The sequence below is a fragment of the Pseudoalteromonas sp. T1lg10 genome, from assembly GCF_002964545.1.
GTDB lineage: Bacteria > Pseudomonadota > Gammaproteobacteria > Enterobacterales > Alteromonadaceae > Pseudoalteromonas.
The window spans coordinates 1-26,983 of the sequence record NZ_PQBV01000004.1; the positions used below are offsets into that span (position 1 = coordinate 1).

The 26,983-nt window shown below is 49.0% G+C and carries 24 protein-coding genes; 12 read left to right on the plus strand and 12 right to left on the minus strand.

The window, feature by feature from the left end:
- The first annotated feature begins 550 nt into the window (after positions 1-550).
- From C2M17_RS02355 to C2M17_RS02365, 3 genes are all read left to right on the plus strand, one after another.
- Positions 551-1,165 (plus strand): trimeric intracellular cation channel family protein, encoded by a 615-nt coding sequence (locus C2M17_RS02355; RefSeq protein ID WP_105199279.1) that lies wholly within the window; start codon positions 551-553, stop codon positions 1,163-1,165.
- Positions 1,166-1,200: 35 nt separating this feature from the next.
- On the plus strand, positions 1,201-2,706 hold the full coding sequence (locus C2M17_RS02360; protein WP_105199280.1) for a YifB family Mg chelatase-like AAA ATPase: 1,506 nt from the start codon (positions 1,201-1,203) through the stop codon (positions 2,704-2,706).
- Positions 2,707-2,769: 63 nt separating this feature from the next.
- Positions 2,770-4,446 (plus strand): sel1 repeat family protein, encoded by a 1,677-nt coding sequence (locus C2M17_RS02365; protein WP_105199281.1) that lies wholly within the window; start codon positions 2,770-2,772, stop codon positions 4,444-4,446.
- A gap of 4 nt (positions 4,447-4,450) precedes the next feature.
- On the opposite strand, the gene C2M17_RS02370 is transcribed toward C2M17_RS02365, so the two are convergent.
- Complete coding sequence (locus C2M17_RS02370) at positions 4,451-5,164, minus strand: response regulator transcription factor (RefSeq protein WP_105199282.1); 714 nt, start codon at positions 5,162-5,164, stop codon at positions 4,451-4,453.
- A 221-nt stretch (positions 5,165-5,385) separates the two neighbouring features.
- Positions 5,386-6,696, minus strand: a complete 1,311-nt coding sequence (locus tag C2M17_RS02375; protein WP_105199283.1) for a short-chain fatty acid transporter — start codon at positions 6,694-6,696, stop codon at positions 5,386-5,388.
- Between the two features lie 225 nt (positions 6,697-6,921).
- Between C2M17_RS02375 and C2M17_RS02380 the strand changes: the two genes are divergently transcribed.
- On the plus strand, positions 6,922-7,146 hold the full coding sequence (locus C2M17_RS02380) for a hypothetical protein (protein WP_105199284.1): 225 nt from the start codon (positions 6,922-6,924) through the stop codon (positions 7,144-7,146).
- Between the two features lie 44 nt (positions 7,147-7,190).
- On the opposite strand, the gene C2M17_RS02385 is transcribed toward C2M17_RS02380, so the two are convergent.
- Positions 7,191-8,138 (minus strand): AEC family transporter, encoded by a 948-nt coding sequence (locus tag C2M17_RS02385; protein WP_233997902.1) that lies wholly within the window; start codon positions 8,136-8,138, stop codon positions 7,191-7,193.
- A 91-nt stretch (positions 8,139-8,229) separates the two neighbouring features.
- Between C2M17_RS02385 and C2M17_RS02390 the strand changes: the two genes are divergently transcribed.
- Positions 8,230-8,610, plus strand: coding sequence for a YacL family protein (locus C2M17_RS02390; RefSeq protein ID WP_105199285.1), 381 nt, complete (start codon positions 8,230-8,232; stop codon positions 8,608-8,610).
- Between the two features lie 83 nt (positions 8,611-8,693).
- Here C2M17_RS02390 and ntrC read toward each other — a convergent pair whose 3' ends face one another.
- The 4 genes from ntrC to glnA form a co-directional block, all read right to left on the minus strand.
- Positions 8,694-10,085: a nitrogen regulation protein NR(I) gene (gene ntrC, locus C2M17_RS02395; RefSeq protein WP_105199286.1), complete on the minus strand. Its 1,392-nt coding sequence runs from the start codon at positions 10,083-10,085 to the stop codon at positions 8,694-8,696.
- A gap of 18 nt (positions 10,086-10,103) precedes the next feature.
- Positions 10,104-11,156, minus strand: coding sequence for a nitrogen regulation protein NR(II) (gene glnL, locus C2M17_RS02400; protein ID WP_105199287.1), 1,053 nt, complete (start codon positions 11,154-11,156; stop codon positions 10,104-10,106).
- An 87-nt stretch (positions 11,157-11,243) separates the two neighbouring features.
- Complete coding sequence (locus C2M17_RS02405; protein ID WP_158677991.1) at positions 11,244-11,777, minus strand: DUF4124 domain-containing protein; 534 nt, start codon at positions 11,775-11,777, stop codon at positions 11,244-11,246.
- A gap of 162 nt (positions 11,778-11,939) precedes the next feature.
- Positions 11,940-13,346, minus strand: a complete 1,407-nt coding sequence (gene glnA, locus C2M17_RS02410) for a glutamate--ammonia ligase (RefSeq protein WP_105199289.1) — start codon at positions 13,344-13,346, stop codon at positions 11,940-11,942.
- A gap of 486 nt (positions 13,347-13,832) precedes the next feature.
- On the opposite strand from glnA, the gene typA reads away from it, so the two are divergent.
- On the plus strand, positions 13,833-15,659 hold the full coding sequence (gene typA, locus C2M17_RS02415; protein ID WP_105199290.1) for a translational GTPase TypA: 1,827 nt from the start codon (positions 13,833-13,835) through the stop codon (positions 15,657-15,659).
- A gap of 197 nt (positions 15,660-15,856) precedes the next feature.
- Positions 15,857-16,579 (plus strand): helix-turn-helix domain-containing protein, encoded by a 723-nt coding sequence (locus C2M17_RS02420; protein WP_105199291.1) that lies wholly within the window; start codon positions 15,857-15,859, stop codon positions 16,577-16,579.
- Between the two features lie 40 nt (positions 16,580-16,619).
- Here the strand turns inward: C2M17_RS02420 and C2M17_RS02425 are convergent, their stop codons facing one another.
- Positions 16,620-17,837 (minus strand): NnrS family protein, encoded by a 1,218-nt coding sequence (locus C2M17_RS02425; protein ID WP_199775986.1) that lies wholly within the window; start codon positions 17,835-17,837, stop codon positions 16,620-16,622.
- Positions 17,838-17,857: 20 nt separating this feature from the next.
- Complete coding sequence (locus C2M17_RS02430) at positions 17,858-18,310, minus strand: Rrf2 family transcriptional regulator (RefSeq protein WP_105199292.1); 453 nt, start codon at positions 18,308-18,310, stop codon at positions 17,858-17,860.
- Between the two features lie 244 nt (positions 18,311-18,554).
- Between C2M17_RS02430 and C2M17_RS02435 the strand changes: the two genes are divergently transcribed.
- On the plus strand, positions 18,555-20,912 hold the full coding sequence (locus C2M17_RS02435) for a nitric-oxide reductase large subunit (protein WP_105199293.1): 2,358 nt from the start codon (positions 18,555-18,557) through the stop codon (positions 20,910-20,912).
- 124 nt (positions 20,913-21,036) lie between these two features.
- Here C2M17_RS02435 and C2M17_RS02440 read toward each other — a convergent pair whose 3' ends face one another.
- Positions 21,037-21,678: a DUF2959 domain-containing protein gene (locus C2M17_RS02440; RefSeq protein WP_105199294.1), complete on the minus strand. Its 642-nt coding sequence runs from the start codon at positions 21,676-21,678 to the stop codon at positions 21,037-21,039.
- Between the two features lie 86 nt (positions 21,679-21,764).
- Between C2M17_RS02440 and C2M17_RS02445 the strand changes: the two genes are divergently transcribed.
- From C2M17_RS02445 to dtd, 3 genes are read left to right on the plus strand one after another with little or no spacing between them, the layout of a single operon-like run.
- The gene (locus C2M17_RS02445) at positions 21,765-22,658 is read left to right on the plus strand and encodes a virulence factor BrkB family protein (protein WP_105199295.1); all 894 of its coding nucleotides are present in this window, start codon (positions 21,765-21,767) and stop codon (positions 22,656-22,658) included.
- A gap of 2 nt (positions 22,659-22,660) precedes the next feature.
- Positions 22,661-23,584, plus strand: coding sequence for an alpha/beta fold hydrolase (locus tag C2M17_RS02450; RefSeq protein ID WP_105199296.1), 924 nt, complete (start codon positions 22,661-22,663; stop codon positions 23,582-23,584).
- Positions 23,584-24,021, plus strand: coding sequence for a D-aminoacyl-tRNA deacylase (dtd, locus tag C2M17_RS02455; RefSeq protein WP_105199297.1), 438 nt, complete (start codon positions 23,584-23,586; stop codon positions 24,019-24,021). The genes C2M17_RS02450 and dtd overlap by 1 nt, the downstream gene beginning before the upstream one ends.
- Here the strand turns inward: dtd and C2M17_RS02460 are convergent.
- Entirely contained in the window at positions 24,018-24,707 is a 690-nt protein-coding gene (locus tag C2M17_RS02460; RefSeq protein WP_105199298.1) for a spermidine synthase, read from the minus strand. The genes dtd and C2M17_RS02460 overlap by 4 nt on opposite strands.
- A gap of 132 nt (positions 24,708-24,839) precedes the next feature.
- Between C2M17_RS02460 and C2M17_RS02465 the strand changes: the two genes are divergently transcribed.
- Entirely contained in the window at positions 24,840-25,736 is an 897-nt protein-coding gene (locus C2M17_RS02465) for a bifunctional GNAT family N-acetyltransferase/hotdog fold thioesterase (RefSeq protein WP_105199299.1), read from the plus strand.
- A gap of 77 nt (positions 25,737-25,813) precedes the next feature.
- Here the strand turns inward: C2M17_RS02465 and C2M17_RS02470 are convergent, their stop codons facing one another.
- The gene (locus C2M17_RS02470) at positions 25,814-26,854 is read right to left on the minus strand and encodes a phospholipase A (protein WP_105199300.1); all 1,041 of its coding nucleotides are present in this window, start codon (positions 26,852-26,854) and stop codon (positions 25,814-25,816) included.
- Between the last annotated feature and the right edge of the window lie 129 nt (positions 26,855-26,983).

Consider the following 26,983-nt stretch of genomic DNA (forward strand, 5'->3'; position numbering starts at 1 on the left):
CCCCATGCCGAACTCAGTAGTGAAACGAAACAGCGTCGATGATAGTGTGGCATTTGCCATGTGAAAGTAGAACATCGTCAGGGCCTTATTAAACGAAGAACCCAGCCTAGTGCTGGGTTTTTTCGTTTTAAAGACGTGATGTTCTACTTGAACAGGTGACAAAAATGTCGGGAACATTTTTGAACGCCGAAGGCGGCCCGTAGGGCGGAGGGCAGGATAGCCCGGAGTAAAGTAGTCGCTACGAAGTAGCGAACCAGCGCCTTATTTAAAGAAACCCGTTGCAGCAATGCAGCGGGTTTTTTGCGTTTGTAGGTCGGCCTTTTAGGCCGACATTGCGGCATGGATCTGCACATTGCTCTACTACCGCCCTCCTTGTCGCGGTTATCGGCAAGATGCTCCTGCATTGTTTAATGTTGGCCTAAAGGCCAACCTACAATTCTTGGCGGTAAACCCCGAGCTACAACGCAAATCCCGAATAGCCTGGTCTCATCATGGTTGCCAGTACTTTTACGCTTATGTTACAAAGAGTTTTTCTTCATGAGCAACGACTATGTATGAGCTTTATCATTGGTTTGATCTCTTAGGTGTAGCCGTTTTTGCTATTTCCGGCACACTCTTGGCTCATGAAAAAAATATGGATGGATTTGGCGTGATCGTCCTGGCCGCTGTAACCGCCATTGGAGGCGGGACACTGCGCGATATGCTTTTAGACGTGCCGATATTCTGGGTGTATGACACCAGTTACTTTATCACCATATTAGCCACGGTTTTTATCACCATAATGTGGCTTAACTATAAACCAAACTTTCCTCACTACTGCTTGCAACTCGCCGATGCTCTGGGGATCGCCTTTTTTGCCATTATGGGGGCTCAAAAGGCGCTGGAACTTGGGGTGCCGGCAATGACGGCCGTGATCATGGCTGTACTGACAGGGTGTTTTGGTGGCGTTATTCGCGATGTTTTGGCGCGAGAGGTGCCCATGTTGTTAAAAGGTCCCTTGTACGCCATCGCCTGCGTTGTCGGGGCCGGTTTATATATATTGCTTCTGCACCTGGGAACCAATCCTGAGTTGGCCATGTGGCTCGGTGGTATCGCTACCTTGCTGGTGCGCCTTATTGCCATTCGTTGGAATCTGGGTTTATACGTTTTCCGATATCCTAGCTAGACTTAGATTAACTAGTCAGGCAAGGAGACAGGGATGTGTCTTTAGCGCAAGTATATACTCGTGAACAAATCGGCATCGAAGCCATTGAGGTGCGTGTTGAAGTGTATCTCGGCTCCGGCCTGCCCAATTTCAATATCGTTGGTTTACCCGAAACCTCGGTGAAGGAAGCCAAGGACAGGGTGCGCAGTGCCATAGAGAATAGCCATTTTATCTTTCCCAACCAACGTATAGTCGTCAACCTGGCTCCCGCCGATCTACCCAAGGAGGGAGGGCGTTACGATCTTGCCATTGCCGTGGGTATACTCATTGCTTCGGAGCAGCTTAAGTTTGCCAATCTTACTCAGATTGAGTTGCTGGCCGAGCTTGGCCTTGATGGACAATTGCGCCCCATTCGTGGGGTGATCCCCTCGGTTATGGCTGCCAACAAGGTTAATCGCCTGGTCTATCTAAGTGCAGAGAATCAAGGTGAGGCAGCATTAATCGACACAGCTCGGGTTAAGTGTGCTCATTCATTACAGCAGCTCTGGCACGATCTTTCCGGGCAGCAAGAGCTGGACTTGTTGACTCCTTTGCCCATTGAGCAAAAGATCACACCCGCGAGTGTCGATTTTAGTGAGGTCAAGGGTCAGCCCATGGCAAAGCGGGTGTTAGAAATCGCTGCCGCAGGTGGCCATAATGTGTTGTTTAGTGGTCCTCCCGGTACAGGTAAGTCCATGTTGGCACAGAGGTTTGCGACCATATTGCCGCAGATGTCCACGCAACAGGCCTTGGAGACCGCCGCAGTATATTCAGTCTCGGGAAAGCCTATCGATGCCAGCCAATGGCTGCAGCGTCCTTTTCGCAGCCCTCATCATACCTGCTCGGCGGTAGCTCTGGTTGGCGGTTCCTCTAAACCTAAGCCGGGTGAAATTTCCTTGGCTCATAATGGTGTCTTGTTTTTAGATGAGCTACCCGAATTTGAACGTAAAGTGATTGATAGTCTAAGAGAGCCGATGGAAACCGGTAAGGTCACTATCTCACGAGCCGCTCAGCAGGTGGATTTTCCCGCACGTTTTCAGCTAATTGCTGCACTGAACCCCAGCCCTACCGGGCATTATAGCGATAAGCGGGCAACGCCTGATCAGGTGATGCGCTATCTGGCGCGTATTTCCGGCCCCTTTATTGACCGTATCGACCTGCAAATTGAATTGCTCCGCATTCCCAGTGCCCAGTTGCTCTCCTCGCAAGCAGAGGAAGACAGCGCGACCATTCGTACCCGGGTGATCGCCGCCTGGCACAGGCAGCAGCAACGCCAAGGCAAGGCTAATGCCTTGCTGTCGGTGCAAGAGCTGCAGACTCACTGTGCGTTAACTGCCATGTGTCGGGACTATCTTGGTGCCGCCAGTGAACGCTTCAAGCTGTCGCCTCGCTCTCATCAACGTATTATCAAGGTGGCGCGAACTATAGCCGACCTCGCCGGCGAGCAGGAAATTTCCCAAGCCTGCATTAAAGAGGCTTTAAGTTATCGCGCTTTTGAGCGCATGGTGGCAGCTCTGGGGTAATTGCCATTGCGCCAATATTTACCAGCTGTTAACATTGTTGAACTAGCCAAATTGGAGTGTTCAATGAAAAAGTGGATTTTTGCGGCCGCGTTATTACCTCAACTTTGCTTGGCAAATGCTAGCGATGCCATGACTTTTTATCTTGATCAGCAATACCAAAAAGCCTTTACCTTATTTGAGCAAACCGCCGAACTTGGCGATGGCCGCAGTCAGTTTAATCTTGCAGTGCAGTACTTACGCGGACAAGGAGTGAAGGCCGATCCCATCAAGGCCTACGGTTACTTTTCTGTGGCCATGGATAATGGCTTTAAAATGGCCGAGCAGGCGAGAAAGTCTGTGGCTCGCCGCCTAGACAAATCCCAGTTAGCACAGGCTAAACACTTGGCCGACGAGCTTATCGCTCGCTATGGCAAGCTAGGAACTCAAAGTATCAATTATGAGTTGAGTCGTACGCTTACTTATAATCCGACCCGGGAGAAAATCGCTAACCCAGCTACCGCTTACCCCGATTCTCTGCAAAGCGATGGTGTGCCGGGGCTGGCCAGCTATCTATTTGATATAGATGAAAACGGCGTGCCGCGGGATCTGCTCTTGCTGAATTCCTATCCGGCTCCCGAGTTCGGCCAAAGCATTGCCGAAAAATTACGCCAAACTCGTTTTGTTGCCGCCGATAAAAAGTTCCATAATGCCATTATTCGCGGTGTTTTCGCCGGTGCCCAAGACAGTGAAATGAGTCACAAGCTTAAGGCCAGGGCACAGCAGTTATTACAGCAGGCTAAAAGAGATGATGTGAATGCCCAGGCCGAATTAGCCAAGGTATTAAAAGTGCTGGATGACCAGCCTCAATATCATGCTATCGACGGTGGCGTGAAGGCCATACCTGTTGTTGCGCCACAAATAAGTTTTAGCAGCATTACTCAGCCAGAATTTACCAAGCAGGAAAAGTTAGAGACTACTTACTTTACCTTTTCTTACCTGGTTAATCTGGATGCCGAGGGTAAGGTGGCTCATTGGCAGCCGTATGAGCAGGTGAATATTCCCAGGGTCTTACGCAAAAAATCCGAAACCCTTATGAAGCAGTGGCAGCTAAGTGCCGCTGATGGAGAGCTAAAAGACCAAAATTGGTACCGGGTGCAGTTTTTCTATAATAATCAGGTCGCGAATTCAGCGTATTTGAATGACCAAATAACTGCCCATGTTGAGATTAAGCCGCTGAGTAACAAAGAAGAAGAACAGCAATGGCGTTATTGGCAGCATAAGGCAGCTATGGGAGGCCACAGCGATACCCTGTTTCAACTTGGGGTGAACTGCAATCTGCGTCTACTGACACTGGCGGCGAAACAAGATCATAGCCGGGCGCAATTACAGTTGGGCAAATGCCTGATGACCAAAGCCGATGGTTCTGCTGTTTATGCAGAGCAGGCTAAGCATTGGTTAGAAAAAGCGGCGGCGCATGGCAGCCTGATCGCTAAGCGTAAGTTAGCCGGTTGGTATGTACGCTATTCCGATAATGGCAGTGAGCTGGAAAAGGCCATAGAGCTGGCCGAAGAAGTAGCGGATGAGAATGATCATCCCCTTGCCTATGCTTATCTGGCAGCGGCACATGCCAAGCTGGGCAACTTTGAAGAGGCGGTTGATTACCAGCAACAGGCGGTGAATGAAGCCAATGAACAGGCCTTTGAGCCGACGCCCTTCCTGCAGTCGCTCGCGGCCTACCAGCAGGGTAACATTCTGTTTTAAAGCCTTAACTTGAAGAGAGCATATAGCCTTTGCCGCGTACCGTGACAATGCGCTTTTGCTCTTTTTCATCTCCCAGCTTTTTACGCAGGCGCCCGATCAGTACATCCACGGTGCGATCCGTGGGGCTCCAGTCTGGCTGACCAATTTCCTCTGACACCTTCTCCCGCGATGTGGCTTTACCCGCATTGGCAATTAAGCAAATCAATACCTTGTGTTCTGCCTCGGTAAGCCGCAGTTCTTCGTTTTTGGCGGTGATCAGGGTGCGATTATCCGGGTGCAGTTTAAAGTCTGCATATTCGATATATTCGGTGCTGTCACTGACCTGGCTAGCTGCGCCATGCAGGCGCTTATATACGGCGCGCATACGCAATTCGAGTTCAAGTAAGTCAACGGGCTTGCAGATATAGTCATCGGCTCCTTGTGCCAGACCGGCGATGCGATCCGACTGCGAGTCCCGGCTTGAAAGCATGATCACGCCGATCTCGGTAAGGGTGCTTAGCTCCCGGGCTAAGGTGAGGCCATCCTTTGCGGGTAAGACGATATCGACTATGGCCAATTCGATGGCATGTTGGGAGTCGCCCTGTGATGCTTGCGCCAAAGCCAATGCTTGCGCCCCTGTACTATCGACCTGGATGCAAAACTCGGTATTGGCAAAATGATTTTCGATGCGCTTAACGAGTAGCTCATCGTCTTCAACAAGTAACACATGAACGGGCATATGGTTTTACCTAGCGTATTATTGACCTAAGTAGGCGGCAGTCTTGGCTCCAACTTTATAATGTAATGGGCCCACTGCCAACTATTTACGATAAAGCCGAGGCCCGTGTTTGCTGGATTAATCAGATCAAGACAAGGAGTATGCCCCTTAAATTGCTCCACCATTATATTGCTCACGGCGGTTTTTAGCCCCGGCTATTAATCCTCCTTTGAGGCGAAAACTTAAGCGAGCAGGGCTAACAGCAAGATGATATACAGGCCACTGACCAGCAGCTGGATCAGACAAAAACCCATAATGTCTTTGGCCTTTAAGCCGGCAATTGCCAGAACAGGAATGGCCCAAAATGGCTGGATCAGGTTAGTCCAGGCGTCGCCCCAGGCTACCGCTAAGGCCACAGATGAAACCGGCACCTCAAGGGCCTGCGCGGCGGGGAGTAGTAAGGGTGCCTGCACCGCCCACTGGCCGCCTCCCGAAGGCACAAAAATATTCACCAGGCCGGCGCTAAGAAAACTCCATATCGGCAGGGTCGTACTATCGGACAGGGCGATAAACAGCTCAGAGATGTCTTTGGCCAAGCCGCTTTGGCTCATCAGCGCCATCAAGCCGGCGTAAAATGGAAATTGAATGACAATGCCGCTGCCGCTGCGCACCGCATTATTGAGTTGGCTAATAAGCGCGCTGGTGTTGGGTTGCAATAGCAGGGCAAAAAACAGAAACAAGGCGATAATGGTGTTGAGGTTTAAGCCCTGTGCACCCGTATAAAAGCTGCTGCCCAAATAAATCAGACCCAGCAAACCTAAGGTTGCGGTAGGCCAGCGTGCCTGCTCTAAGGCATTGCCCGCCGCATTTTGCTGTGACGTTTCCTTATCTCCCTGCAGTTGCTCTGTATCGACATAGACGGCGTCCTGCGCCTTGGGTAGCAGCCAGTAATTAAGCAGGGGCAAAATGATGGCTAGGCCAATCACCAGTGCCAAATTCAGTGTCGAGAACAGGGTTTGCGAGGTGTCTATCAGACCGATTTGCTGTTCGGCAAAGTGTCCCGGTGTGGCAATGGTCAGGGGGATCGAACCGGATAAGCCGCCATGCCAAATAATAAATCCGGAATAGGCACTGGCTACCAGCACCCGGTAGTCAACGCGACAAAAGCGCGCCACCGCCTTGGCAAACAGGGCGCCGACCACCAGACCAAAGCCCCAGTTCAGCCAGCTTGCTAAGAGGGCGACCAAGTTAGTAACGACCACCGCCTTGCCTGGCGTATTAAGGCGCCGAGCGACAAAGTTTAAACCGCGCTCGACACTGGGAGTGGTTGCCAGCAGGTAGCCGCATACCAAGACCAGCAGCATCTGCATGGCAAAGGTGAAGAGGTTGCTGATGCCGCCGCCCCACATTTGCACCAAGGCCAAGGGCGAGTGATCACTGCTTATTAACGCGAGCGCAAAGCTCACTAGGGTGAGCAGCATGACGATCAGCAGCGGGTCGGGCATGTATTTGTCGGTCAGTTTGGCTATGGGTTTGGCAATTTTGGCTAGCATAGGTCTGTAACTATTTGGTATTAATTATTATTGTCTTAACTATTACTCTCTTAACATAGATAGGGTAATGTTAAAAAGACTAAACTTTAGCATGATAGGCTAAAGTTAATGAGATTACAAAAATGGCAAGGATTTAACTGATTGAAAAATAAGTATAAAAAGTTGGCCTGAATATTGTAATTGGTTATGGTAATTAAAGAATTGTAATTGACTAACGAGGCTTATATGTCAGGACAAGGTTCAGGTGGTAATGTAATCGCCGCTCTATGTAACGTATTCTTCCCGGGACTGGGGCAATTGGTACAGGGGCGTATTCTAGCGGCCTTATTATTTGCCATCTTCTTCTTCGGTGGCGCCGCTCTATGGTGGCTGATAGTGCCCGGCATTATTGCCGCAATCGTCTATGTTTGGGCCATTATCGACGCCGCCAAATATCGTTCTTACGATTGAATCGGAAAAAAGCGTGCTTAAGGCACGCTTTTTTTTATGTCTTTTTATATCAGGGTGAGCCAAAAGAAGAAACTGACAACACTTAGCAAGGTGCTTAACACCACTGCGCTAGCCAATACTTCGCTGCGGGTATCAAGTTGTTTGGCAACTAAATAGGCATTTACACCTAAGGGTGAAGCACTGAGCAGCACCACAAGTAGCAGTTGTTGCTGTGGCAAGGCAAAGACCTGGCTGGCAAATAACCACACCAGGGCGGGTAGCAAGAATAGCTTGCTGGCAGACAGGCCTAAAGCCAGGTGCAGCCCGGGGCGAATTTGGTAATGATGTAAATTGGCTCCTAATACAAACAGAGCTCCGGCTATGGCCGGCTCAGCCAGTAGCGCTAAACCATTTTCCATTGGCTCGGGCAGGGCCAAACCGCTAAGGTTGAACAGCAAACCTAAAGTAATGGCCAAGATCACCGGGTTTAAAAGCAGCTGGCGCACCGTGGTGAGCCAGCTTACCCTTTGTGAGCGACCCGAAAATGCATAGGTGAGTAAAAATAGCAGGGCACTGTGGAAGGTGATCAGCACAAAAACCGTGGCCGCTATGTCTTTGCCAAGCGCCTGAATGGCAATGGGCAGGCCTATTAAGACAGTGTTGGAATAGCTGGCACCCAGTGCCAATACCGCTCCCTGTGACCAATCGCCACTATAGTATCTATACAAGATCAGCATCAGGCCAAACATCAGCACCACCGGAATATAAAAGCTCAGCATCAGCTCCAGGCTAACCACGCTGCCCAGTTGGGCCTGCGCCATATTAATAAACAGAAATACCGGAATGCTGATGTAAAAGGTAAAGCGACTGATCCCCGAGAGCTGTTCACCATTTAGAAAGCGCAGCTTGGCACAGGCAAAGCCTACGCCAGCGATAAAAATCAGTGGGAAAATAATGGCAAAGGTATCGAACATGGTCATTTTTGATGGCGGTACATAAGGGGATTTTATCATGCTCATAGGCTCGGCGGAGCAACTAATTCCCTAGGCAGTAAGCTATGCTTGTTGGTATGATGCGCGCCTTATTTGCAAGGGCAAAAATACCATGGAATATCAGCTATATTCTGATCCCTTATGGGGTAAGCGTGTAAAGCTAAGTGATGAGCACCGCTTAGTCGCGCGCTGGTTTAACGATGAGTTATATGACAATGATGAGCTGTTGCAGCGTTTTCAGCAGGCGCTAAACCAGGATTCGCCAAGAAGTTCGGTCAATGGCTCGCAAGAACTGGTAATTCAAGGCAAAGAAATGCGGGTGGTGATAGCCCATGGCGAGGTGCTCTTTGAAAGTCACGGCTTGCATCACGATGAGGATGACCTTGACGCCTATGCCGCGGATGAGCTAGTGCTGGATGAATCTGAATTAGTTGCCGCCTGTGGCGTTGAAGACCTGCTCGCCCTTATGCAGGCGTGGCAGGGGTTTCGCTAGCGCCGCTGCAATTAGCGCCGCTGAGTTTGGCCATGCACTTGCTCGTGCCGTTTAAAGATGGCACGTTTCAAATGGCCTTATCATCAAGATGTACTGATATTTCGTTCTTTTAACTTACGCGTCAAGGTGTTGCGTCCCCAACCAATACGCAACGCTGCTTCTTGTTTATGGCCGCCACAACTGGCCAGGGCGGATTTGATCAGCCGCGTTTCCAGCTGTGCCTGAATATCGGGCCAGACATTGTCCTTACCCTGTTTAAACTCGTTATTGAGCCACTGCTGGAATAGATCGAGCCAGTCAGAATCTGCTTCTTGTTCTATGCTGGCACTGAGCTCGGGCGGCAAATCTTCTGCGCCTATATATTCCCCCGGCGCCATCACTGTCAACCAGCGACAGGTATTTTCCAGTTGCCTGACATTGCCCGGCCAATTGAACAGCTTCATTTGCTCACAGGCCTGTGGGCTTAAGGTCTTACTGGGCACCTTTAATTCTTGGGCGCTTTTATTAAGGAAGTACTCGGCTAACTGCTCTATGTCTTCGGTGCGCTCACGCAGAGGTGGCAGCTTTAAGCGCACCACATTTAAACGGTGGAATAAATCTTCGCGGAATTTGCCCTGTTGTGCCAGGCGCTCTAAATCCTGGTGGGTGGCGGCGATAATACGCACATCCACCTTGAGGCTGTGGTGACCGCCAACACGATAAAATTCACCGTCGGCCAGCACCCGTAATAAGCGGGTTTGTACATCCAGGGGCATATCGCCGATTTCATCGAGGAACAGGGTGCCGCCATTGGCTTGCTCAAAGCGACCCTTGCGCACGCTGTCGGCGCCGGTGAAAGCGCCTTTTTCATGGCCAAAGAGCTCAGACTCCACCAAGTCCTTGGGAATGGCAGCCATGTTCAGGGCGATAAAGGGGTTATCCTTACGTGGGCTATGTTGGTGCAGGGCGCTGGCGACCAGCTCTTTACCCGTACCAGACTCACCATTGATCAATACGCTCATGCTTGAGGCGCTAAGCTTACCTATGGCACGAAACACCTCCTGCATGGCCGGTGCTTCGCCGATAATCACAGAGCGCTTTTGCTCCTTGGTGACTTTTTTGGCCTTTTTTTGCGTGTGGGCACGTACGGCGCGATCAACCACGCTTACCGCTTCTTCTAAATCAAAGGGTTTGGCCAGGTATTCAAAGGCCCCTTTTTGAAAGGCCTGTACCGCCGAGTCCAGATCCGAATGGGCGGTCATGATGATCACTGGCAGATTGGGATTTTCTTCGCTGATCTGCTCTAACAAGGCCATGCCGTCCATTCCAGGCATGCGCACATCCGAGAGTAAGACCGCCGGTTGTGAAAAGGTCAGGGCGGTTAACACATCTTGGGCGTTATCAAAACTTTCTACATCATAACCGCTGCGCGTCAGCGCCTTTTGCAGCACAAAGCGAATCGATGCGTCATCATCTACCAACCAAACAGATTTCATCATAGCCCTCTTAGCCGCTTACAGTGGCAAGTACAGTGTAAACTCAGTATGGCCCGGCCAGCTGTCGCACTCGATAAAGCCTTGATGCTGATCGATCAAGGTTTGTGCGATCGACAACCCTAGTCCCGAACCACCTTCTTTATTGGTGATCATGGGATAAAACAGGGTTTCCTTTACCTCCGGCGCTATGCCTGGGCCATTATCACAAATTTTGATCTGCAGGGCTTTTTTGAGTGTCGTATCGTAGCGACGCACATGATAGCGTACCCGGGTTGATACTTTAATTTCGCCTCCTGCACTGAGCGCCTGCATGGCATTGCGCACTATGTTAAGGAGGACCTGCTGGATTTTATCGCCATCGACCACAACATCCGGAATACTCGGGTCATAGTCTTTAATCAGGTCGATATTTTTATTGTTATCCAGCATGCAGAGCTTTAATACATTCTCCAGGGTTTGATGGATATTGGTCGCCTGTTTTTGTAAGCGCTGGTTTGGCCCCAGCAGCCTGTCGACCAATTGCCTTAATCTATCCGCCTCGTGAATAATTAGCTGTGCACACTCATCGCGTTCCTGCTGATCAACCTCATACTGCAATAATTGCGCCGCTCCGCGAATTCCACCGAGTGGATTTTTAATTTCGTGCGCTAAATTACGGATCAGGGTTCTAGCCGCTTGGTGTTGATGCATTTGGTTGGAGGCTTGATCGAGGCGGATTTCTTCATCCGTTTGGCGGATTTCAAGCAGTAAAAATACCTCACCCTGGTAGTTGATGCGGCGGCTATTGAGCGCCAGGTTGGCATGGCGGGTATCTACGAACACCACGTCAGCCCTGTGCTGGTGGCAATCCACTCCTTGCTTGAGGGTGTAGTTGGCGATGCGCTCAAGCTCTACCGAGTGATAGTTAAATAGGGATTCGAAGGGCTGGCCTTGAATGCGTTTTAAGCCTTGTCCAAGCAGCTCGGTGCAACTGGTGTTGGCGTAAACCAGATTAAAATTTTTATCTAAAATAAGTATGGCAGTGTGCAGGTTTTCCCACATCTGCTGGAAGAAATCGCCGTGAAGTTTCATCTTTAGTAATAAGTTGCACCAGTATGGTGCAACTATCTTAGCAGGTTTATTAGGCTGTGCGCAGCCATTTCCTTAGCTGCATTGCAATTAAGGGCCGGTGATCATCGAGCGGCGATGCATAAAGAAGGTGATGGCCTTGGAGCTGGCCAATACTTCGCCCTCGCTATTGAGTAGTTTTAAAACCAGGCTGTGCTCGCCGCGATCAATATCGCGCAGGGCAAACAGGCTGGAGCTTTGTGGTTCGCCATAGGCTTGGCCGTCCATAAACAGCTGTACGCTATGTCCTTGTAAAAATCTTGGTTTCACCTGCCCACTGATATGCACTGAGCCGGTGTTGTCGCGAATGGTTTCTTCTTGCGTCGGTGAGGTGATAGTTATGCTAAATTTGACTTGCTCCAGTTCATCATCGACTTCATCGAGAACACTGGTATCGATGCTGGGCATATTCATTACCGGAGCGTTAAGGGTGACTTTTTCTGCTCCCTTGCGCGGGGTGTCAGAAAATACCAATACGCCATTCTCATCCTTGTACACGTAGATGTCTTTGCTCGGTGCGGCCCATGCTGTACTAAAAATAGTTAGCAGCACGACCATACTTAAAATATACAGCCTTGTGTTCACGTTAAATCCTATTTATGGTTGTTATTCTTATAGTTAGCAAAATAAGCCAAGTTACTGGCTAGGTATTAACTTTAGTCCAAAGGTTGTATTTTTTCCATAAAAAAAGCCCGCAGAGCAGGCTTTGAGAACACACATGATATAACTAAATTGTCATTATCTGTTTTATACGCTGTAGTACATTTCGAACTCAACTGGGTGAGTTGTCATGTTTAGCTTTTCAACTTCTTTGGCCTTTAGCGCGATATAGGCGTCGATTAGGTCATTAGTGAATACGCCACCTTGAGTTAAGAACTCACGGTCTGCATCAAGACAAGCAAGGGCTTCGTCTAGTGAAGAGGCAACAGTTGGGATTTCAGCCGCTTCTTCCGCAGGTAGGTCGTATAGATCCTTGTCCATGGCATCGCCAGGGTGGATCTTGTTCTTAATGCCGTCAAGACCAGCCATAAGCTGAGCTGCAAACGCCAGGTATGGGTTAGCCGCAGGGTCAGGGAAGCGTACTTCGATACGACGACCTTTCTCTGAAGGAACCACTGGAATACGGATTGATGCAGAGCGGTTACGTGCCGAGTAAGCAAGCATTACCGGAGCTTCGAAGCCAGGAACTAGACGCTTGTAAGAGTTAGTTGCCGGGTTGGTGAAGGCATTGATCGCTTTAGCGTGCTTGATGATACCACCGATGTAGTAAAGCGCTTCTTCAGAAAGACCGCCGTACTTGTCACCTGCGAAAAGGTTTTTACCGTCTTTAGCTAGTGATTGGTGACAGTGCATACCTGAGCCGTTGTCGCCAACTAGAGGCTTAGGCATAAAGGTAGCCGTTTTACCATAAAGGTGAGCCATGTTGTGGATAACATACTTCATCTCTTGGATTTCATCGGCTTTGGTAACCATGGTATTAAAGCGAGTGGCGATCTCGTTTTGACCGGCAGTGGCTACTTCGTGGTGGTGTGCTTCTACTACATGGCCTAGCTCTTCTAGTACCAAGCAGGTTGCACTACGCCAATCCTGTGATGAATCAACAGGCGCAACCGGGAAGTAACCGCCTTTTACGCCAGGACGGTGGCCAGTGTTACCGCCTTCATAGTCGCGGTCTGAGTTCCAAGACGCTTCTTCGGCATCGATCTTGTACATAGAACCAGACATATCGGTTTTGTACTTAACATCGTCAAATAGGAAGAACTCAGGCTCTGGACCGAATAGAACTGTGTCGGCGATACCAGTAGAGCGCATGTACTCTTCGGCGCGCTTAGCAACAGAGCGAGGGTCACGCTCATAACCTTGTAGTGTTGAAGGCTCAACTACGTCACAACGTACAATCAGTGTGGTTTCTTCAGCAAACGGGTCAAGCTTGGCGCTGTTTACGTCTGGTAGAAGTACCATGTCAGATTCATTAATGCCTTTCCAACCAGCGATTGAAGAACCATCGAACATCTTACCTTCTTCGAAGAAGTCTTCGTTTGCTTGGTGATGTGGGATAGAAAGGTGCTGCTCTTTACCCTTGGTATCGGTAAAGCGTAAATCTACGAACTTAACGTCATTTTCTTTAATAAAAGTTAAAACCGTATGTGACATGTGTCCTCCAACTAGGAATATTTTGTGTGCTGCATGTTACTGCAATTGTGCACTCATAAGCTTAAATCGTGCCAACTATTTAACTGTATGTTTGTAAAGGGTTTTAATTAAACGTGTTATTTCAATAAAGCTATTATGCACCCTTTTGGTGCGCATTTGCCTTGCTTTGGTGCATTTGTTTTGCCCTTTTTTAAGCCATGGTTTATGGCCCGCTCAAGGCTTGCTTTAGATTAAAGCGCTTACCTTGTGCAAGGTGCAATAGGTTAGCTGAAAAATACCTGCTAAGATTTTTCTGTGGTTGATTTTTATCCACACTAACGGTGCGTTATGACAATTAGGTCACAGTCACAGAAAAATAATGTTGGATAAACTTTCATCTAGTGACGTTATAAGGGATAATACGCGCCCTTTTAAACCCAACGCAGGTAGTTGTTTGCCGAGCGTGGATCCTCTAGGAACAATGAGGCTTGCCTCTTAAGTAGATATATGAGCATCGAAAAGTTAAGAAATATCGCGATCATCGCGCACGTTGACCATGGTAAAACGACTCTGGTTGATAAATTGCTTGAGCAATCGGGCACACTGCAAACTCGCGGTGGTAACGAAGAGCGAGTGATGGATTCTAACGACATTGAAAAAGAGCGTGGAATTACCATCTTAGCTAAAAATACGGCAATCAACTGGAACGATTACCACATCAACATCGTAGATACTCCAGGACACGCCGACTTCGGTGGTGAAGTAGAGCGCGTTCTATCGATGGCTGATTCAGTACTTCTTCTTGTAGATGCTCAAGAAGGTCCTATGCCGCAAACGCGTTTCGTTACGCAGAAAGCGTTCGCACAGGGTTTGAAGCCAATCGTTGTTATCAACAAAATCGACAAGCCAGGTGCTCGTCCTGATTGGGTTATGGACCAAGTATTCGATCTATTCGATAACCTAGGTGCAACTGACGAACAGCTAGACTTCAAAGTAATCTACGCGTCAGCTATCAACGGTTGGGCAACATTAGATTTAGATGAGCCTTCAGACAACATGGAACCTATGTTCCAAGCGATCGTTAACGAAGTTGAAGCGCCGGATGCTGATCCTGAAGGTCCATTGCAGATGCAGATCTCTCAGCTTGATTACAACTCATACGTAGGCGTAATCGGTGTTGGTCGTATCAAGCGCGGTACCGTTAAAGTGAACCAGCAAGTCACTGTTATCGGTGCTGACGGTAAAACACGCAACGGTAAAGTTGGCCAGGTATTGACTTACTTGGGTCTAGATCGTCACGAAGCGCAAGAAGCAACTGCGGGCGATATCATAGCTATCACAGGTCTTGGTGAGCTGAAAATCTCAGACACTATCTGTGACGTAAACAATGTTGAAGCGCTTCCTCCGTTAAGCGTTGACGAGCCAACAGTAACCATGACCTTCTCAGTAAACACTTCACCGTTTGCTGGCCAAGAAGGTAAATACGTGACTTCACGTAATATCCGCGAGCGTCTTGACGCTGAGCTTGTTCACAACGTAGCACTGCGTGTAGAAGACACTGACAACCCTGATAGCTTCCGTGTATCAGGTCGTGGTGAACTTCACTTAGGCGTATTGATTGAAAATATGCGTCGTGAAGGTTACGAGCTTGCAGTTTCACGTCCTGAAGTAATCCTTCGCGAAGTGGATGGTGTTCTTGAAGAACCGTATGAAACAGTAACAATCGACTGTGAAGACGAGCACCAAGGCTCAATCATGGAACAACTTGGTCTGCGTAAAGCGGAAATGACCGACATGTCTCCAGATGGTAAAGGCCGTATTCGTATGGACTTTATAGTTCCTAGCCGTGGTCTAATCGGTTTCCAAACCGACTTTATGACGTTGACGTCTGGTTCAGGTCTGATGTATCACACATTCGATCACTACGGTCCTCATAAAGGCGGTAAGATTGGTCAACGTAAAAACGGTGTATTGATTGCTAACGCGCAAGGTAAAGCGTTAACTAACGCACTATTCAACCTACAAGAGCGCGGTAAACTATTTATCGGTCATGGTGTTGAAGTGTATGAAGGTATGGTTATCGGTATTCACAGCCGTGACAATGACCTAACTGTTAACGCCCTTAAAGGTAAGCAGTTAACCAACGTTCGTGCATCAGGTACTGACGAAGCACAAACACTTGTGCCGCCTATCAAGATGACGCTAGAGCAAGCGCTTGAGTTCATCGATGATGACGAATTAGTAGAAGTAACGCCTGAAAGCATTCGTATTCGTAAGCGTTTCCTAACGGAAAACGAACGTAAGCGCGCTTCACGCGAAAGCAAAAAAAGCTAATTACAGCGAATAATGAAAAGCCCGCACATTGATGCGGGCTTTTTTGTGCGCCTTGAAAAGTTGTCGCCGCAAACGTCAGTTAATTTCTAGATGCTTGTGTAGCCCATTGAATATTCTTGAGTATTCATCACTATTCATGTTCTTATTCTTTAAGGAATTAGAAAGACTTGAGCTGACTATTAACATGGAGAGCAGCAATGAGTTTAGGAACTGCAATAAAAAATTTGCGTCAGCAGTATCAATTAAGCCAGCCCGAGCTGGCGGTCAAGGTAGGCATTGAGCAAAGCTATTTATCCAAAATTGAAAATGATAAATCGACCCCTTCTCAAGATATTTTTGAACGCTTATTAAGTGCATTCAATCTTACCTTGGAGCAATTTATGGCGCAGTGGGGTGAAGACATAGACCTCGGGCAGCTGAACCAAATCACCCAAACCAAGCAATATCTGCAACAGCAGCAAAGTGCGATACAGCGCCGCCGAGCACAGATACAGATTTGGGCCATCGCCCTGGTTGCATTAGGCTGCGCACTTTTTTATTGCGCCCACAATGCCTTACTGTTCCCGGAGCGACAAATCGTTTACGAGTCGCAAGGGGTTATAAAAGACTCTGAGCCGGACGATGTTTTTTCAAGGTGGCGCCATTTAATACCTGATGAGCAAGACCACGTAGAAGTGGATAAAAAGCGAAAGGAAATGTCTCTGCGAGCCGATAAAACCTATAGATACAGTTTTGATATGCTAGGGATAAAATTTGAAGAGCAGGTTGATGGTGGAAGACGGGTGTTTTTCCATAGTACCGTGATTGAACACCCAAGGACGATAAACGGTGTGTTGACCTTTATCGCTGTGTTTGCTTTTGTCAGCGGCGTGATGCTGACCATAACCTCTATCTTAAATGGGCGAAGGAAAAAGCGTTAGGCAGAGACGGCGTATTGACGCCGTCTTGTTTATGCCATGCTTAACCATCGCGGCCATCCACGCGGGGCTTAAATACCACGGGGGCATAGGCGATGATATAAATCAGGTAGGCAAGGGTCCACAAGAGCGCAGACACCAAGATCAGGCTTTGATACTGGTCACTCACCAGGGGCGCAAACACCCGGACCACAAAGGCGCTAAACAGGGCGATAAAGGCGCTATTGATCACCCAGCCTACCTTGATCATGCGTCCGGTATGACCGAGAGACACCCGAGATATCATAGCCAATATCATTAATCCCATGCCGCCAACGGTAATGGCATGATAGGCCAAAGAAGGGTTGCTTAATACTTCCAGTCTCATCAGCCCCAGCATCAACAGGCCAATACAAATGGCCCAGTAGCTGAGATGCAGCGGCCATACTAAGGCGGTCCCAAAGGTAACCCAGATTCGCCAGCGCCAGGCGCGCACAAAGTTAATCAAGGCCGCAGCGATAAAGGCCATACCTTGCAGTGCAATACCTTGTTCGCTGTTGATCAGGGTCAGCAAAGCGCACACCAATACCGAGATGATAGCGGCCTTATCCAGCCACAGGATATTGTCTACTTTTGGAGTTTGTGTGCCATTAGCGGTAAACATGGGGAATACCCGACCACCGATAATCACCATTACCAAGGCCACCATTAACACCATGGTATGGCTGAGGGTAATAAAGTTAAGCGCTACCCAATGAAGCTGGGATAAGTGCATTAACAGGTTAAGAGCTGCCATCATTAGTAACAGGGGCACAAAAAACAGGTTGCGCACTAGCTGAGCCTTGATAATGGGTAAGGCAAAACACAGTGCCGCGGCGGGTAGAAAGGCGATATCCACGGCAATCACTAGGGCGCTGGGGACCCATGAACCGGGCAGGGCCATCAGTATTCGCGCACTTAACCAGAGTAACACCAGGGCCGCCAAGGGCTTGCCCTTAATGCTGGGCACTCCGGTCCAATTCTGCACCGCGGTCAATAAAAAGCCCGACATAATGGCCACGGCAAAGCCAAACAGCATTTCATGGGTATGCCAGAAATAGCCGCCGCCATAAGGTGAAAACGCTAGGTGACCCGTATAGGTAAGGCTCCAGGTGATTATGCTGAGCATGCCAAACAGGGCGCCAAGCCAAAATAGCGGTCGAAACGCTAAGCGCATAAAGGCCCAACCACGGGCCTTTTCATCGGGTTCTGCAATTTGTCCACTGGGTAGTAACACCGCCATGACGTCCTCTCTTTGTTATCTCAAAATTTAGATGGTTCGCTTATCTGTAGTAACTGTTTGAGCTCTGAATCCGTGTTCGAATTCACCAAATCGGCCAAGGTGAAATTATCTAAATGGGCAAAAAAGCACTCCATGGCCTGCGCCAAAATCCCCTTAAGCTGGCAGGCGGGAGAGATCACGCAGTGATTATCTGCACCAAAACACTCTACCAGGGTCGAGTCCTGCTCATGCAGGCGCACCAGTTCGCCTATATTGATTTGCGCCGGCTCGCGGCTTAGGCGAATACCGCCATTTTTACCTCGGGTGGCAGTGAGGTAATCCTTATTACTCAGCACCTGCACCACCTTCATCAGGTGGTTTTTGGAGATCTGATACTTATCGGCCACCGCCTGTATGGTGACCGTCTCGTCCTGATGCAAGGCTGCATAGATCAGGGTGCGCAGCGAATAATCGGTAAAGCGGGTGATATTCATTAACGAAAGACCTTAGCGTCAAAGCGCCTTTGATGATATTTAAACATGTATTTATTTTACATCTTTGGTTGTGATGTGTAAACTTCCTTAAGATTCATTTTGAATGCATGTTATTGAGGTTCCGTTGGAAGCTTATCTGAGTTGGCCCGTCGACCCTATACCCAGGGTTGCAGCTCTTTTATTCGCTAACCGAATTAACTTTGAAAACAAGACCTTATTCACTAGGGTTTAAGGAAGAAAGACGATGAGAGAATATAAAAAACTGTGGTGGACGCTGCTTGGGGTGCTCGCCGTTACTTTCGCCATTCTCGGCTATTTTGGTCGTGAGGTTTATCGTGTTGCGCCGCCTATTGCCGAGCAGTTTGTTAGTCAGGATGGTCAGGTTTACACCTCTAAGGATGCGATTTTAGATGGGCAGACGGCCTGGCAGTCGGTTGGGGGGATGCAACTCGGCTCAATTTGGGGGCATGGTGCCTATCAGGCGCCAGATTGGACCGCCGATTGGCTGCATCGTGAACTCGTCCAGTGGCTGGATATTGCTGCTCAAGAGGCGCATGGAGTAAGCTTTGATGACCTGTCTGAAGAGCTACAACAGCCTTTACTCTGGGCACTTAAAAAAGAGTACAGGACCAATACCTATGATCAAAATACGGGTACGGTCACTCTGTCTTCCCGTCGCCTGGCTGCCATTGAGCAAACGGCGGCTTATTACCATGCGCTGTTCGGTGGCGACCCGTTATTACAGCAAACCCGTAAACATCATGCGATGAAAGAAAACACTTTGCCCAGTGCAGAGCGTCGCGAAAAACTCACCGAGTTCTTCTTTTGGACGGCTTGGGCTGCGGCCACAGAGCGCCCCGATGGTTCGTCTACTTATACCAATAACTGGCCTCATGAGCCGCTGATCGATAATGAACCCACTGCGGAAAACCTGGTGTGGTCGATTGTTAGCGTTATCTTGCTGATCGCCGGTGTTGGTGCGCTCGTTTGGGCCTGGTCCTTCCTGCATAAAGATGAAGAAGCACCGACTCCGCCTAAGCAAGACCCCATAGCATCATTTTCCCTAACAGCATCGCAAAAAGCTTTGGGTAAGTATCTATTTCTGGTGGTGTCCTTATTTACTTTCCAGGTCTTACTGGGTGGCTTTACGGCACACTACACGGTCGAAGGGCAGGGCTTTTATGGCATTGAAACATCACAATGGTTCCCATACAGCCTAGTGCGTACATGGCATATTCAAGCAGCACTGTTTTGGATAGCAACCGGGTTTTTGGCTGCCGGTCTTTTCCTCGCTCCCATTATCAATGGTGGGCGTGACCCCAAATACCAAAAGCTGGGGGTAGATATCTTATTCTGGGCCTTAGTGGTCGTTGTCGTTGGCTCATTTGTTGGTAACTACCTGGCTATCGCACAAATTATGCCTGCGCATTTAAACTTCTGGTTAGGGCATCAGGGTTATGAGTTTGTAGATCTGGGTCGCTTATGGCAGATAGGTAAATTTACCGGCATAGTCTTTTGGCTGGTACTGATGTTGCGAGCGATTCTTCCTGTGTTTAAGCAAGAAGGTGATAAAAACCTGTTGGCTTTATTCTGCGCCTCGGTAGTGGCTATTGGCTTATTCTATGGTGCCGGTTTCTTCTATGGTGAACGCACCCATATCTCGGTAATGGAGTACTGGCGCTGGTGGATTGTCCACCTTTGGGTTGAAGGCTTCTTTGAGGTGTTCGCAACTGCGGCATTGGCCTTTATCTTCCACAGCATGGGCTTGGTTTCTAAGCGCTCTGCAACAATAGCTTCTTTGGCGTCTGCATCGCTCTTTATGCTTGGAGGCGTGCCCGGTACATTCCACCACTTGTATTTCTCAGGCACAACCACACCTGTGATGGCGGTTGGTGCAACCTTTAGTGCGCTGGAAGTAGTGCCCTTGATAGTGCTAGGTCATGAGGCGTGGGAGCAGTACAAGCTGAAAGAACGTAGCCCTTGGATGGCAAACGTAAAGTGGCCCTTGATGTTCTTCATTGCCGTGGCATTTTGGAATATGTTGGGCGCGGGCGTGCTGGGCTTTGCCATCAATCCGCCTATTTCCTTGTACTATGTGCAGGGCTTAAACACTACGGCAACGCATGCTCATGCAGCACTATTTGGCGTGTATGGTTTCCTTGCTCTGGGCTTTACCCTGTTGGTACTGCGCTATATCCGCCCAAGCATGCAGTTTGATGAAAAGCTGATGAAAACGTCATTCTGGTGGATGAATACAGGCCTTGCTCTAATGTTGTTTACCAGTTTACTGCCTGTGGGCTTAATTCAATTTTATGCTAGCGCTTCTCAAGGTCTGTGGTATGCCCGCTCAGAGGCATTATTACAAAGCGATGTCTTGGTGGCATTGCGTTGGATCCGTACCATTGGCGATGTGGTATTCATTATTGGTGCCGTTGCGGTTACCTGGCAGGTGGTTAAAGGGGTCTTTGGCCTAGATAAGGATGAAGCCTTGCCTGTGACTGTAGGGGGAGCTTCCCCGGCCTTCGCGGGCGCAGAACTGCAAGAAAGTGAGAAGGATTCATGTTGCGGTGGCTGCGGTCAAACCAGTGAAAGCGCAAGCTAATTAGCCGATAAAAGTAAAAAAGGAGTCGTAAGACTCCTTTTTTTAATACCAATTCTGTTAAGTATGTGAGCACAACATTTAGCCCGCTAGAATGATTCGCTATTTAAGTGAATTAGTATCAGGCTTAACCCTGGTTCATTTGCTCGATAAAGCGGTTAGAGTCGGCGATAGAGCGGTTCATATCATCTATTAGCACCTTGATATCGCGCTGCAGGTTGGCAAATTCGCCCTTGATGGCGGCAATGGCCTGAGCATTCAGGTTATGCTTCAGATAAAGCACATTGTCTTGCAGCGATTCCAGCACCGGCTGCATTTTTGCTTCGCTGGCACGCATGGAGCGCAGCAACTGGGCAAACTGACGCTCAGTGGCGCGCAGCTTTTTCGTGCTTTCGCGTTTTAAAGACGCACTTTTGTATTCTTCGAGTTCGTCGGCCCATTCCTCAAACAAGGCTTCGGCCACATCTTCAACCTTATCGATATTGGTGCTGACCTCTTCAGCGGCCGCCAAACTTGCCTCATAATCATCGTTCAGTTGCTCATAGGCGTCTTGCAAATCGCCACCGTCAAAGTTGATCAGGGTGCTTAGGCGCTCAAGGGCGGACTGAAACTCTTCTTGAGACTCTTGTTGCGATTCCTTGGTTTCTTCAACCCGGTCGACAAGAATATCGCGCTTGTGTACGCCTACGGATTCCATGGCCGAATAGTAGGCAGATTGGCATGCGCTAAGGGAGAGAAAAGCCGTCGCTAGGGCTATTTTTTTGAGCATTTGAGTGTCCTGTCTCTAAACTTGATACTGTAAATTATGTGGCTGATTGCTATGATAAGCAAAAGATTTTCTTCTTTGAGTTCGTAATGAAGTGGGATAGTGACAAAATAAAAACAACCTTGGCAATTTGGGTTAAAGCTCAGCCGCGCTGGTGGCGCTACTTTTTTACCCGGTGTGGTGAAGACCAGATCGCCGTGAATGCCGGCTACCTGGCTTATGTTACCTTATTATCCCTGGTGCCTTTAATCGCGGTGGGTGTGGCTATTTTTTCCGCCTTTCCCGGCTTTGAAGACATACGTATTAATATCGAAAACTTTATCTTCACTAACATGGTGCCTACCTCTACGGATGTGATCAAAGAGCATATAGGTGCCTTTACTGGTAATGCCAATAAGATGACCGCGGTGGGGATAAGCTTTTTGGCGGTTGTGGCGCTGTTTTTGATTCGCAATATAGATGCCACCTTAAACCGTATCTGGCGCATTAAGAAAAAGCGCCCGGCGATGATTTCCTTCGCCGTTTATTGGATGGTGCTCAGCCTTGGCCCCGTGCTGCTTGGTCTAAGCATAGGCGCGACGTCTTATATAGTGTCTCTGGTGTCCTTTGCCGATGAAGGGATCCCCGGGTTCAGCGGCTTTGTGATTAAGTCGCTGCCTTATGTGATGTCCACCGCGGGCTTTATAATGCTCTATACTCTAGTACCTAACACCCGCGTTCCCTTTAGGGCGGCGATCCCCGGCGCTATTTTTGCGGCGCTGCTGTTTGAGCTGACTAAGAAAGGCTTTGCACTGTATATCAGTCATTTTCCCTCGTACGAACTGATATATGGCGCCTTGGCTACCGTGCCTATTTTGTTTGTCTGGGTTTATCTGTCGTGGATTGTGGTCTTGCTGGGCGCGGAATTTACCGTATGTATTAGTGTGAGTCGGCCACCCATTGACGATATCGTTGCCGAGGAGGTTGCCGCTCGCAAGGAGTGAGCATGGCGTTCAGCTATCCTATAGACGCGCCGCGGCAGGTTTATCATCTTGCCGTGGCTCATGGCCACCAACTCGAAATTGAAGAGCATGGTAATCGCGACGGTTTTCCTGTGTTTGTCTGCCATGATGGCCCCGGTGCAGGCCTTAATCGCGCTCCTTGTGCCTATTTTAATCCCCGTCATTATCGTATCTTTCTCTACAGCCAGCGCGGCGGTGGTAACTCCACCCCGCATACCTGCGAGCACAACAATCTTGATTTATTGATTGCCGATCTGGAGCTAATACGTGAGCATTTCGGTTTAAGCCGTGTAATTCTTGCCGGTGAAGGTTTTGGCGCCATGTTGGCGCTGAGCTTTGCCTTAGCGCATCCTCATCAGGTGTCCGCGTTATTGTTATGGGCGAGCTTATTAGGTACCCGCGAGGATTGTGCATGGAGCTTGGGCTCATCTGGGGCGGCGGCACAATTTTATCCGCAGCAGTATCACCTCTTTAATCCAATACTGCTTGCCCCGGACGAGTTGGTAGATGACTACTATCAACGCCTTTTCGATGCCAATGAGCTGGTTCAAATAGAAGCCGCCAAAGCTTGGGGAGCCTGGCAGCAGCAATTGGGGCGGCAAACCATGGAGCATGATAATCATCTGCAGCTGACAAAATTGCATCTGCACTATCGGGTGAACCGCTTTTTCTTAGCGGAAGAGCAGTTGCTGAAAGGGGCTTACAGCCTCAACAAGATGCCAACTTATATGGTTCATGGCCGTTATGATTTACGCTGCTCCTTTGCCCAGGCACAGCGTTTGGCAAATGCGCTTCAGGCCCAATTGCAGATAGTCGCCGAGCTTGGTTGCACTCTCGAAAATGAGGTATATTGTCAGGCTCTATGTCGGGCGACCGACCATTTGTATCTGCAGTTAAAGAGGTCTTAGTGCAAGGATTAATTCAGCGTGTAAGTGGCGCCAAAGTGGAAGTGGAAGGCAAGCTAGTCGGGGAAATAGGCCAGGGCATTTTATTGTTGCTTGGGGTAGAGAAAGCCGATGACGAAGCCCAGGCGGATAAGTTGCTGCACAAGGTCAGCAATTACCGGATTTTCACCGATGAGCAGGGCAAGATGAACCTCAGCCTTAAGGATATAGGCGGCCAGCTTATGGTAGTGTCGCAATTTACCCTGGCAGCGGATACGAAAAAGGGCATGCGCCCGAGTTTTTCCAGTGCCGCAACTCCAGATCAGGCTACCCACCTGTATGAATATTTTGTCGCCAAGGCGCAGGAGCAAGGGATCAGCGTAGCCACCGGCCAGTTTGCGGCAGATATGCAGGTGAGTTTAACCAATGATGGTCCGGTCACTTTTAACCTAACGGTTTAGCGACTGATAAAGAGCAAATGATTGGCGTAGCCGGGCACAGTAATAACTTTTGCCGCCTTGCCAAAGGTGGCTGCAAGCAGCTGTTCTAAGCGTGTTAACTGGCTGTGATGATGGGCTAGAAAGTTAATAAAAACATATCCGTGCGGCGCCAATGCTGCACTCAAAAGCTCGTAAAAGCGCTGCTGGAATAAAAACATCGGCGCATCCAGCTCACTAAATAAATCCAAGATCAACCAATCAAAACGACCGCAGCGGTTAAGCGCTTGCTCGGCATCAAGGCAGCAGAGGTTGTCGCTTTGCCCGGCACTAAAAAAGCGTTTGTAGCAGTGGATCACCTGGGCATTATGCTCCACCGACACCAGCTCGGCCTCGGGATAAGAGTATTGCAGGTAATTACGAATGGCGCCGCCGCCGAGGCCCAGCTCCAGCACCCTTTGCGGCTTTTTAAGGGTTTGCCAGTATTGGGCCAGGATATGCAGATGGGGGAGCAGTAATCTTTGTGGTTGATTGGCGACAATGACGGATTGCAGGGTGTGATTGAGCAACAGCCAGCGAAACTCTTGCTGTTGTCGCACCTCAAGGCGGGTGCCCCCTTGGCGATACCAATAAAGTAAATGCCCCAGGTGGGCGCAATTGGTAATAAAGTGCCTGGATGCGGCATCATTGTGTATAAGTGCAGCTTTCATTAGCTCAGCATAGACCCATACTGTTAGCCGTGCATAATCATTTACGCTTGTTTGGCTAGTTGTGCTTTAGTGTTATTTGCCCTAAGCGTTAAATCTTGTAAGGTGGATGGCAAAAAAGTGATTGGAGGAAGTATGTTCCAGGTAACCACCCCACAAAGTAGTGATGATTGGCAGGCGTATTACCAACTGCGCTGGCAGGTTTTACGAGCGCCTTGGGATCAGCCTCGTGGCAGTGAGCAGGATGATTTAGAGCAGGAATCAGAACATCGCTTTATTAAAAATAAAGAAGGTGAGGTGCTTGCCGTCGCCCGATTACATTTTAACAATGGCCAGCAGGCTCAGGTGCGCTATATGGCGGTGGCTGAAGAGCACCGAGGCCAGCATTTAGGCAGCCGTTTATTACATGAATTAGAGAAGATTGCCTGGACGCAAAATGCCGATGAGTTGGTGCTCTTTGCCCGCGAGCGAGCACTTGAATTCTATAGGCGTCATGGCTATGAATTAAAAGAAAAAGCGCATTTGGCTTTTGGCGATGTGCAGCATTGGCGCATGGTTAAGCAACGCCCCAGCGAGCCCGGTTGGTTCCGTCACCCGGACTGGACTCAGGTGCTGCAAAATACCTGGCGTGAATCCATCCCCATCAGCGATAAGATGGGCATTAAGGTGGAATCCTACACGGATTGGCAGTTTAGTGTGGTGGCCGATCTGGATGCCAATATCAATGTGCACAACACCATGTTTGCCGGTTCAGTGTATTCCATGGCAACCCTGGCTGGATGGGGGGCCACTTATCTTGCCTTGAGAGAGGCAGGTAAAGAGGGCGACATTGTTTTAGCCGACGCCAATATTAAATACCTCAAGCCAATTAAGTCACTGCCCAGAGCGCATGTAGATCAACAGGTATGTGAAGGTTGCTTTGAGCAGCTGGAAAGTGATGGTAAAGCCAGTTATAAGGTACCGGTGAAGATTTATGATGGCGACACCCTGGTTGGCGAGTTTGAAGGGCGCTTTGTTGTTATAGCGAAATAGCCTTTACCTCGTTAACTCGATAATATCGACAAAAAAGCCAGCATAATGCTGGCTTTTTTAATGATAATGGCTGCTTTTTACAGCAAGTCAGTCAACAGGATACCCACGCCAAAGCGTTCGATATCGGCGTTATAGTCGATCATGCTTTCGCCATAACCGTTGAAGTATTGGGCATAGCCACGCAGGCGGCCCCAAAGCGGGAAGGACCAATCAAGCTGTAAGGCACCACGGTTGTCCGAGTTTAGGTTATTGCGCAGCATAAAGCTGACCTCGTGGTCTTCAAAGCGGCGCACTCCGCGAAACTCAAAGTAACCCATGTACTTGTGAATATCCGGGTTATCATCGCCCTTGGCTTCCATCGGATCGTCTTTTTCGTCTTCGGGAAGGCGGTACCAGGGCTTGAAGCTAAATACATAGCCGTTTTGTTCCCAAATAAAGTTGGCATAGACGCGGTTCCAGGAGCGCGAGTAAGGCTGGCTACGGCCGTTAGACTGGTGAGAAATCCCCAAAGCTACGGCAAGCTCATCGCCCCACCAGACGTTTTCTTCATCCAGGTAGTTAATCCAGAAAATTTCCGGCTCATAGTTGGTCTCGCGAAACGGCGAGGAAATATCGTCGTTATAAAACTGCCAGTACGATTGCAGGGTGACGGCGAAATAAACGGCCTGATCCTTGTCGCTAAAATCGTCGAAAACTGGAACTTTAAGCGAAAGTTGGTATTTAATTTCGACGTTATCTAGGTTTTCGCCCTCGTCATTTGTGGAGAGGTTTTCAAGATCAGCACCAAAGGGCTCCTCGTTGGGATGCTTGATATAGGTGACGGGCAAAATATAGTTTCGATTGTGCGGGGTTATCACGTTACGGTTTTTTTCCGTCACCTGCTCGCGAGCCTTGCGTTTATCTATGGCGCTGAGTTGTTTGCTTACCTCAAGTGCAGTGCATTTTTCTCGCAACTGGGCGAGAGTTTGCTCGCCATCTCCGGCAATGGCTTCATTGAGAATACATTGCTTAACGATATTGAGTTCTTCTTGCTGGTAACTTTTTTCTTCAGCTTCCGGTTGAGCGGCCCAGAGCTGTGTGCTCGTGGCTAAACCGGCAATAAGATAGCGCCAATCCATAACTTACCTGTTATTTAATTGTATAAGGTACAAGGAATTATACTGTTAGTGCGATACTTTCGCAGCACTTGCGTGAATTTAGGCTGAAAAAATGGGCGGCTAGGCCGCCCATTAGCAGTGAGTACCTCT

Bases quoted from the DNA above. Each gene is read 5' to 3' on its own strand.
- C2M17_RS02355 (WP_105199279.1), top strand. From the start codon at position 551: ATGTATGAGCTTTATCATTGGTTTGATCTCTTAGGTGTAGCCGTTTTT.
- C2M17_RS02365 (WP_105199281.1), top strand. From the start codon at position 2,770: ATGAAAAAGTGGATTTTTGCGGCCGCGTTATTACCTCAACTTTGCTTG.
- C2M17_RS02370 (WP_105199282.1), bottom strand. From the start codon at position 5,164: ATGCCCGTTCATGTGTTACTTGTTGAAGACGATGAGCTACTCGTTAAG.
- C2M17_RS02375 (WP_105199283.1), bottom strand. From the start codon at position 6,696: ATGCTAGCCAAAATTGCCAAACCCATAGCCAAACTGACCGACAAATAC.
- C2M17_RS02380 (WP_105199284.1), top strand. From the start codon at position 6,922: ATGTCAGGACAAGGTTCAGGTGGTAATGTAATCGCCGCTCTATGTAAC.
- C2M17_RS02385 (WP_233997902.1), bottom strand. From the start codon at position 8,138: ATGATAAAATCCCCTTATGTACCGCCATCAAAAATGACCATGTTCGAT.
- C2M17_RS02390 (WP_105199285.1), top strand. From the start codon at position 8,230: ATGGAATATCAGCTATATTCTGATCCCTTATGGGGTAAGCGTGTAAAG.
- ntrC (WP_105199286.1), bottom strand. From the start codon at position 10,085: ATGAAATCTGTTTGGTTGGTAGATGATGACGCATCGATTCGCTTTGTG.
- glnL (WP_105199287.1), bottom strand. From the start codon at position 11,156: ATGAAACTTCACGGCGATTTCTTCCAGCAGATGTGGGAAAACCTGCAC.
- glnA (WP_105199289.1), bottom strand. From the start codon at position 13,346: ATGTCACATACGGTTTTAACTTTTATTAAAGAAAATGACGTTAAGTTC.
- typA (WP_105199290.1), top strand. From the start codon at position 13,833: ATGAGCATCGAAAAGTTAAGAAATATCGCGATCATCGCGCACGTTGAC.
- C2M17_RS02420 (WP_105199291.1), top strand. From the start codon at position 15,857: ATGAGTTTAGGAACTGCAATAAAAAATTTGCGTCAGCAGTATCAATTA.
- C2M17_RS02425 (WP_199775986.1), bottom strand. From the start codon at position 17,837: ATGGCGGTGTTACTACCCAGTGGACAAATTGCAGAACCCGATGAAAAG.
- C2M17_RS02430 (WP_105199292.1), bottom strand. From the start codon at position 18,310: ATGAATATCACCCGCTTTACCGATTATTCGCTGCGCACCCTGATCTAT.
- C2M17_RS02435 (WP_105199293.1), top strand. From the start codon at position 18,555: ATGAGAGAATATAAAAAACTGTGGTGGACGCTGCTTGGGGTGCTCGCC.
- C2M17_RS02440 (WP_105199294.1), bottom strand. From the start codon at position 21,678: ATGCTCAAAAAAATAGCCCTAGCGACGGCTTTTCTCTCCCTTAGCGCA.
- C2M17_RS02445 (WP_105199295.1), top strand. From the start codon at position 21,765: ATGAAGTGGGATAGTGACAAAATAAAAACAACCTTGGCAATTTGGGTT.
- C2M17_RS02450 (WP_105199296.1), top strand. From the start codon at position 22,661: ATGGCGTTCAGCTATCCTATAGACGCGCCGCGGCAGGTTTATCATCTT.
- C2M17_RS02460 (WP_105199298.1), bottom strand. From the start codon at position 24,707: ATGAAAGCTGCACTTATACACAATGATGCCGCATCCAGGCACTTTATT.
- C2M17_RS02465 (WP_105199299.1), top strand. From the start codon at position 24,840: ATGTTCCAGGTAACCACCCCACAAAGTAGTGATGATTGGCAGGCGTAT.
- C2M17_RS02470 (WP_105199300.1), bottom strand. From the start codon at position 26,854: ATGGATTGGCGCTATCTTATTGCCGGTTTAGCCACGAGCACACAGCTC.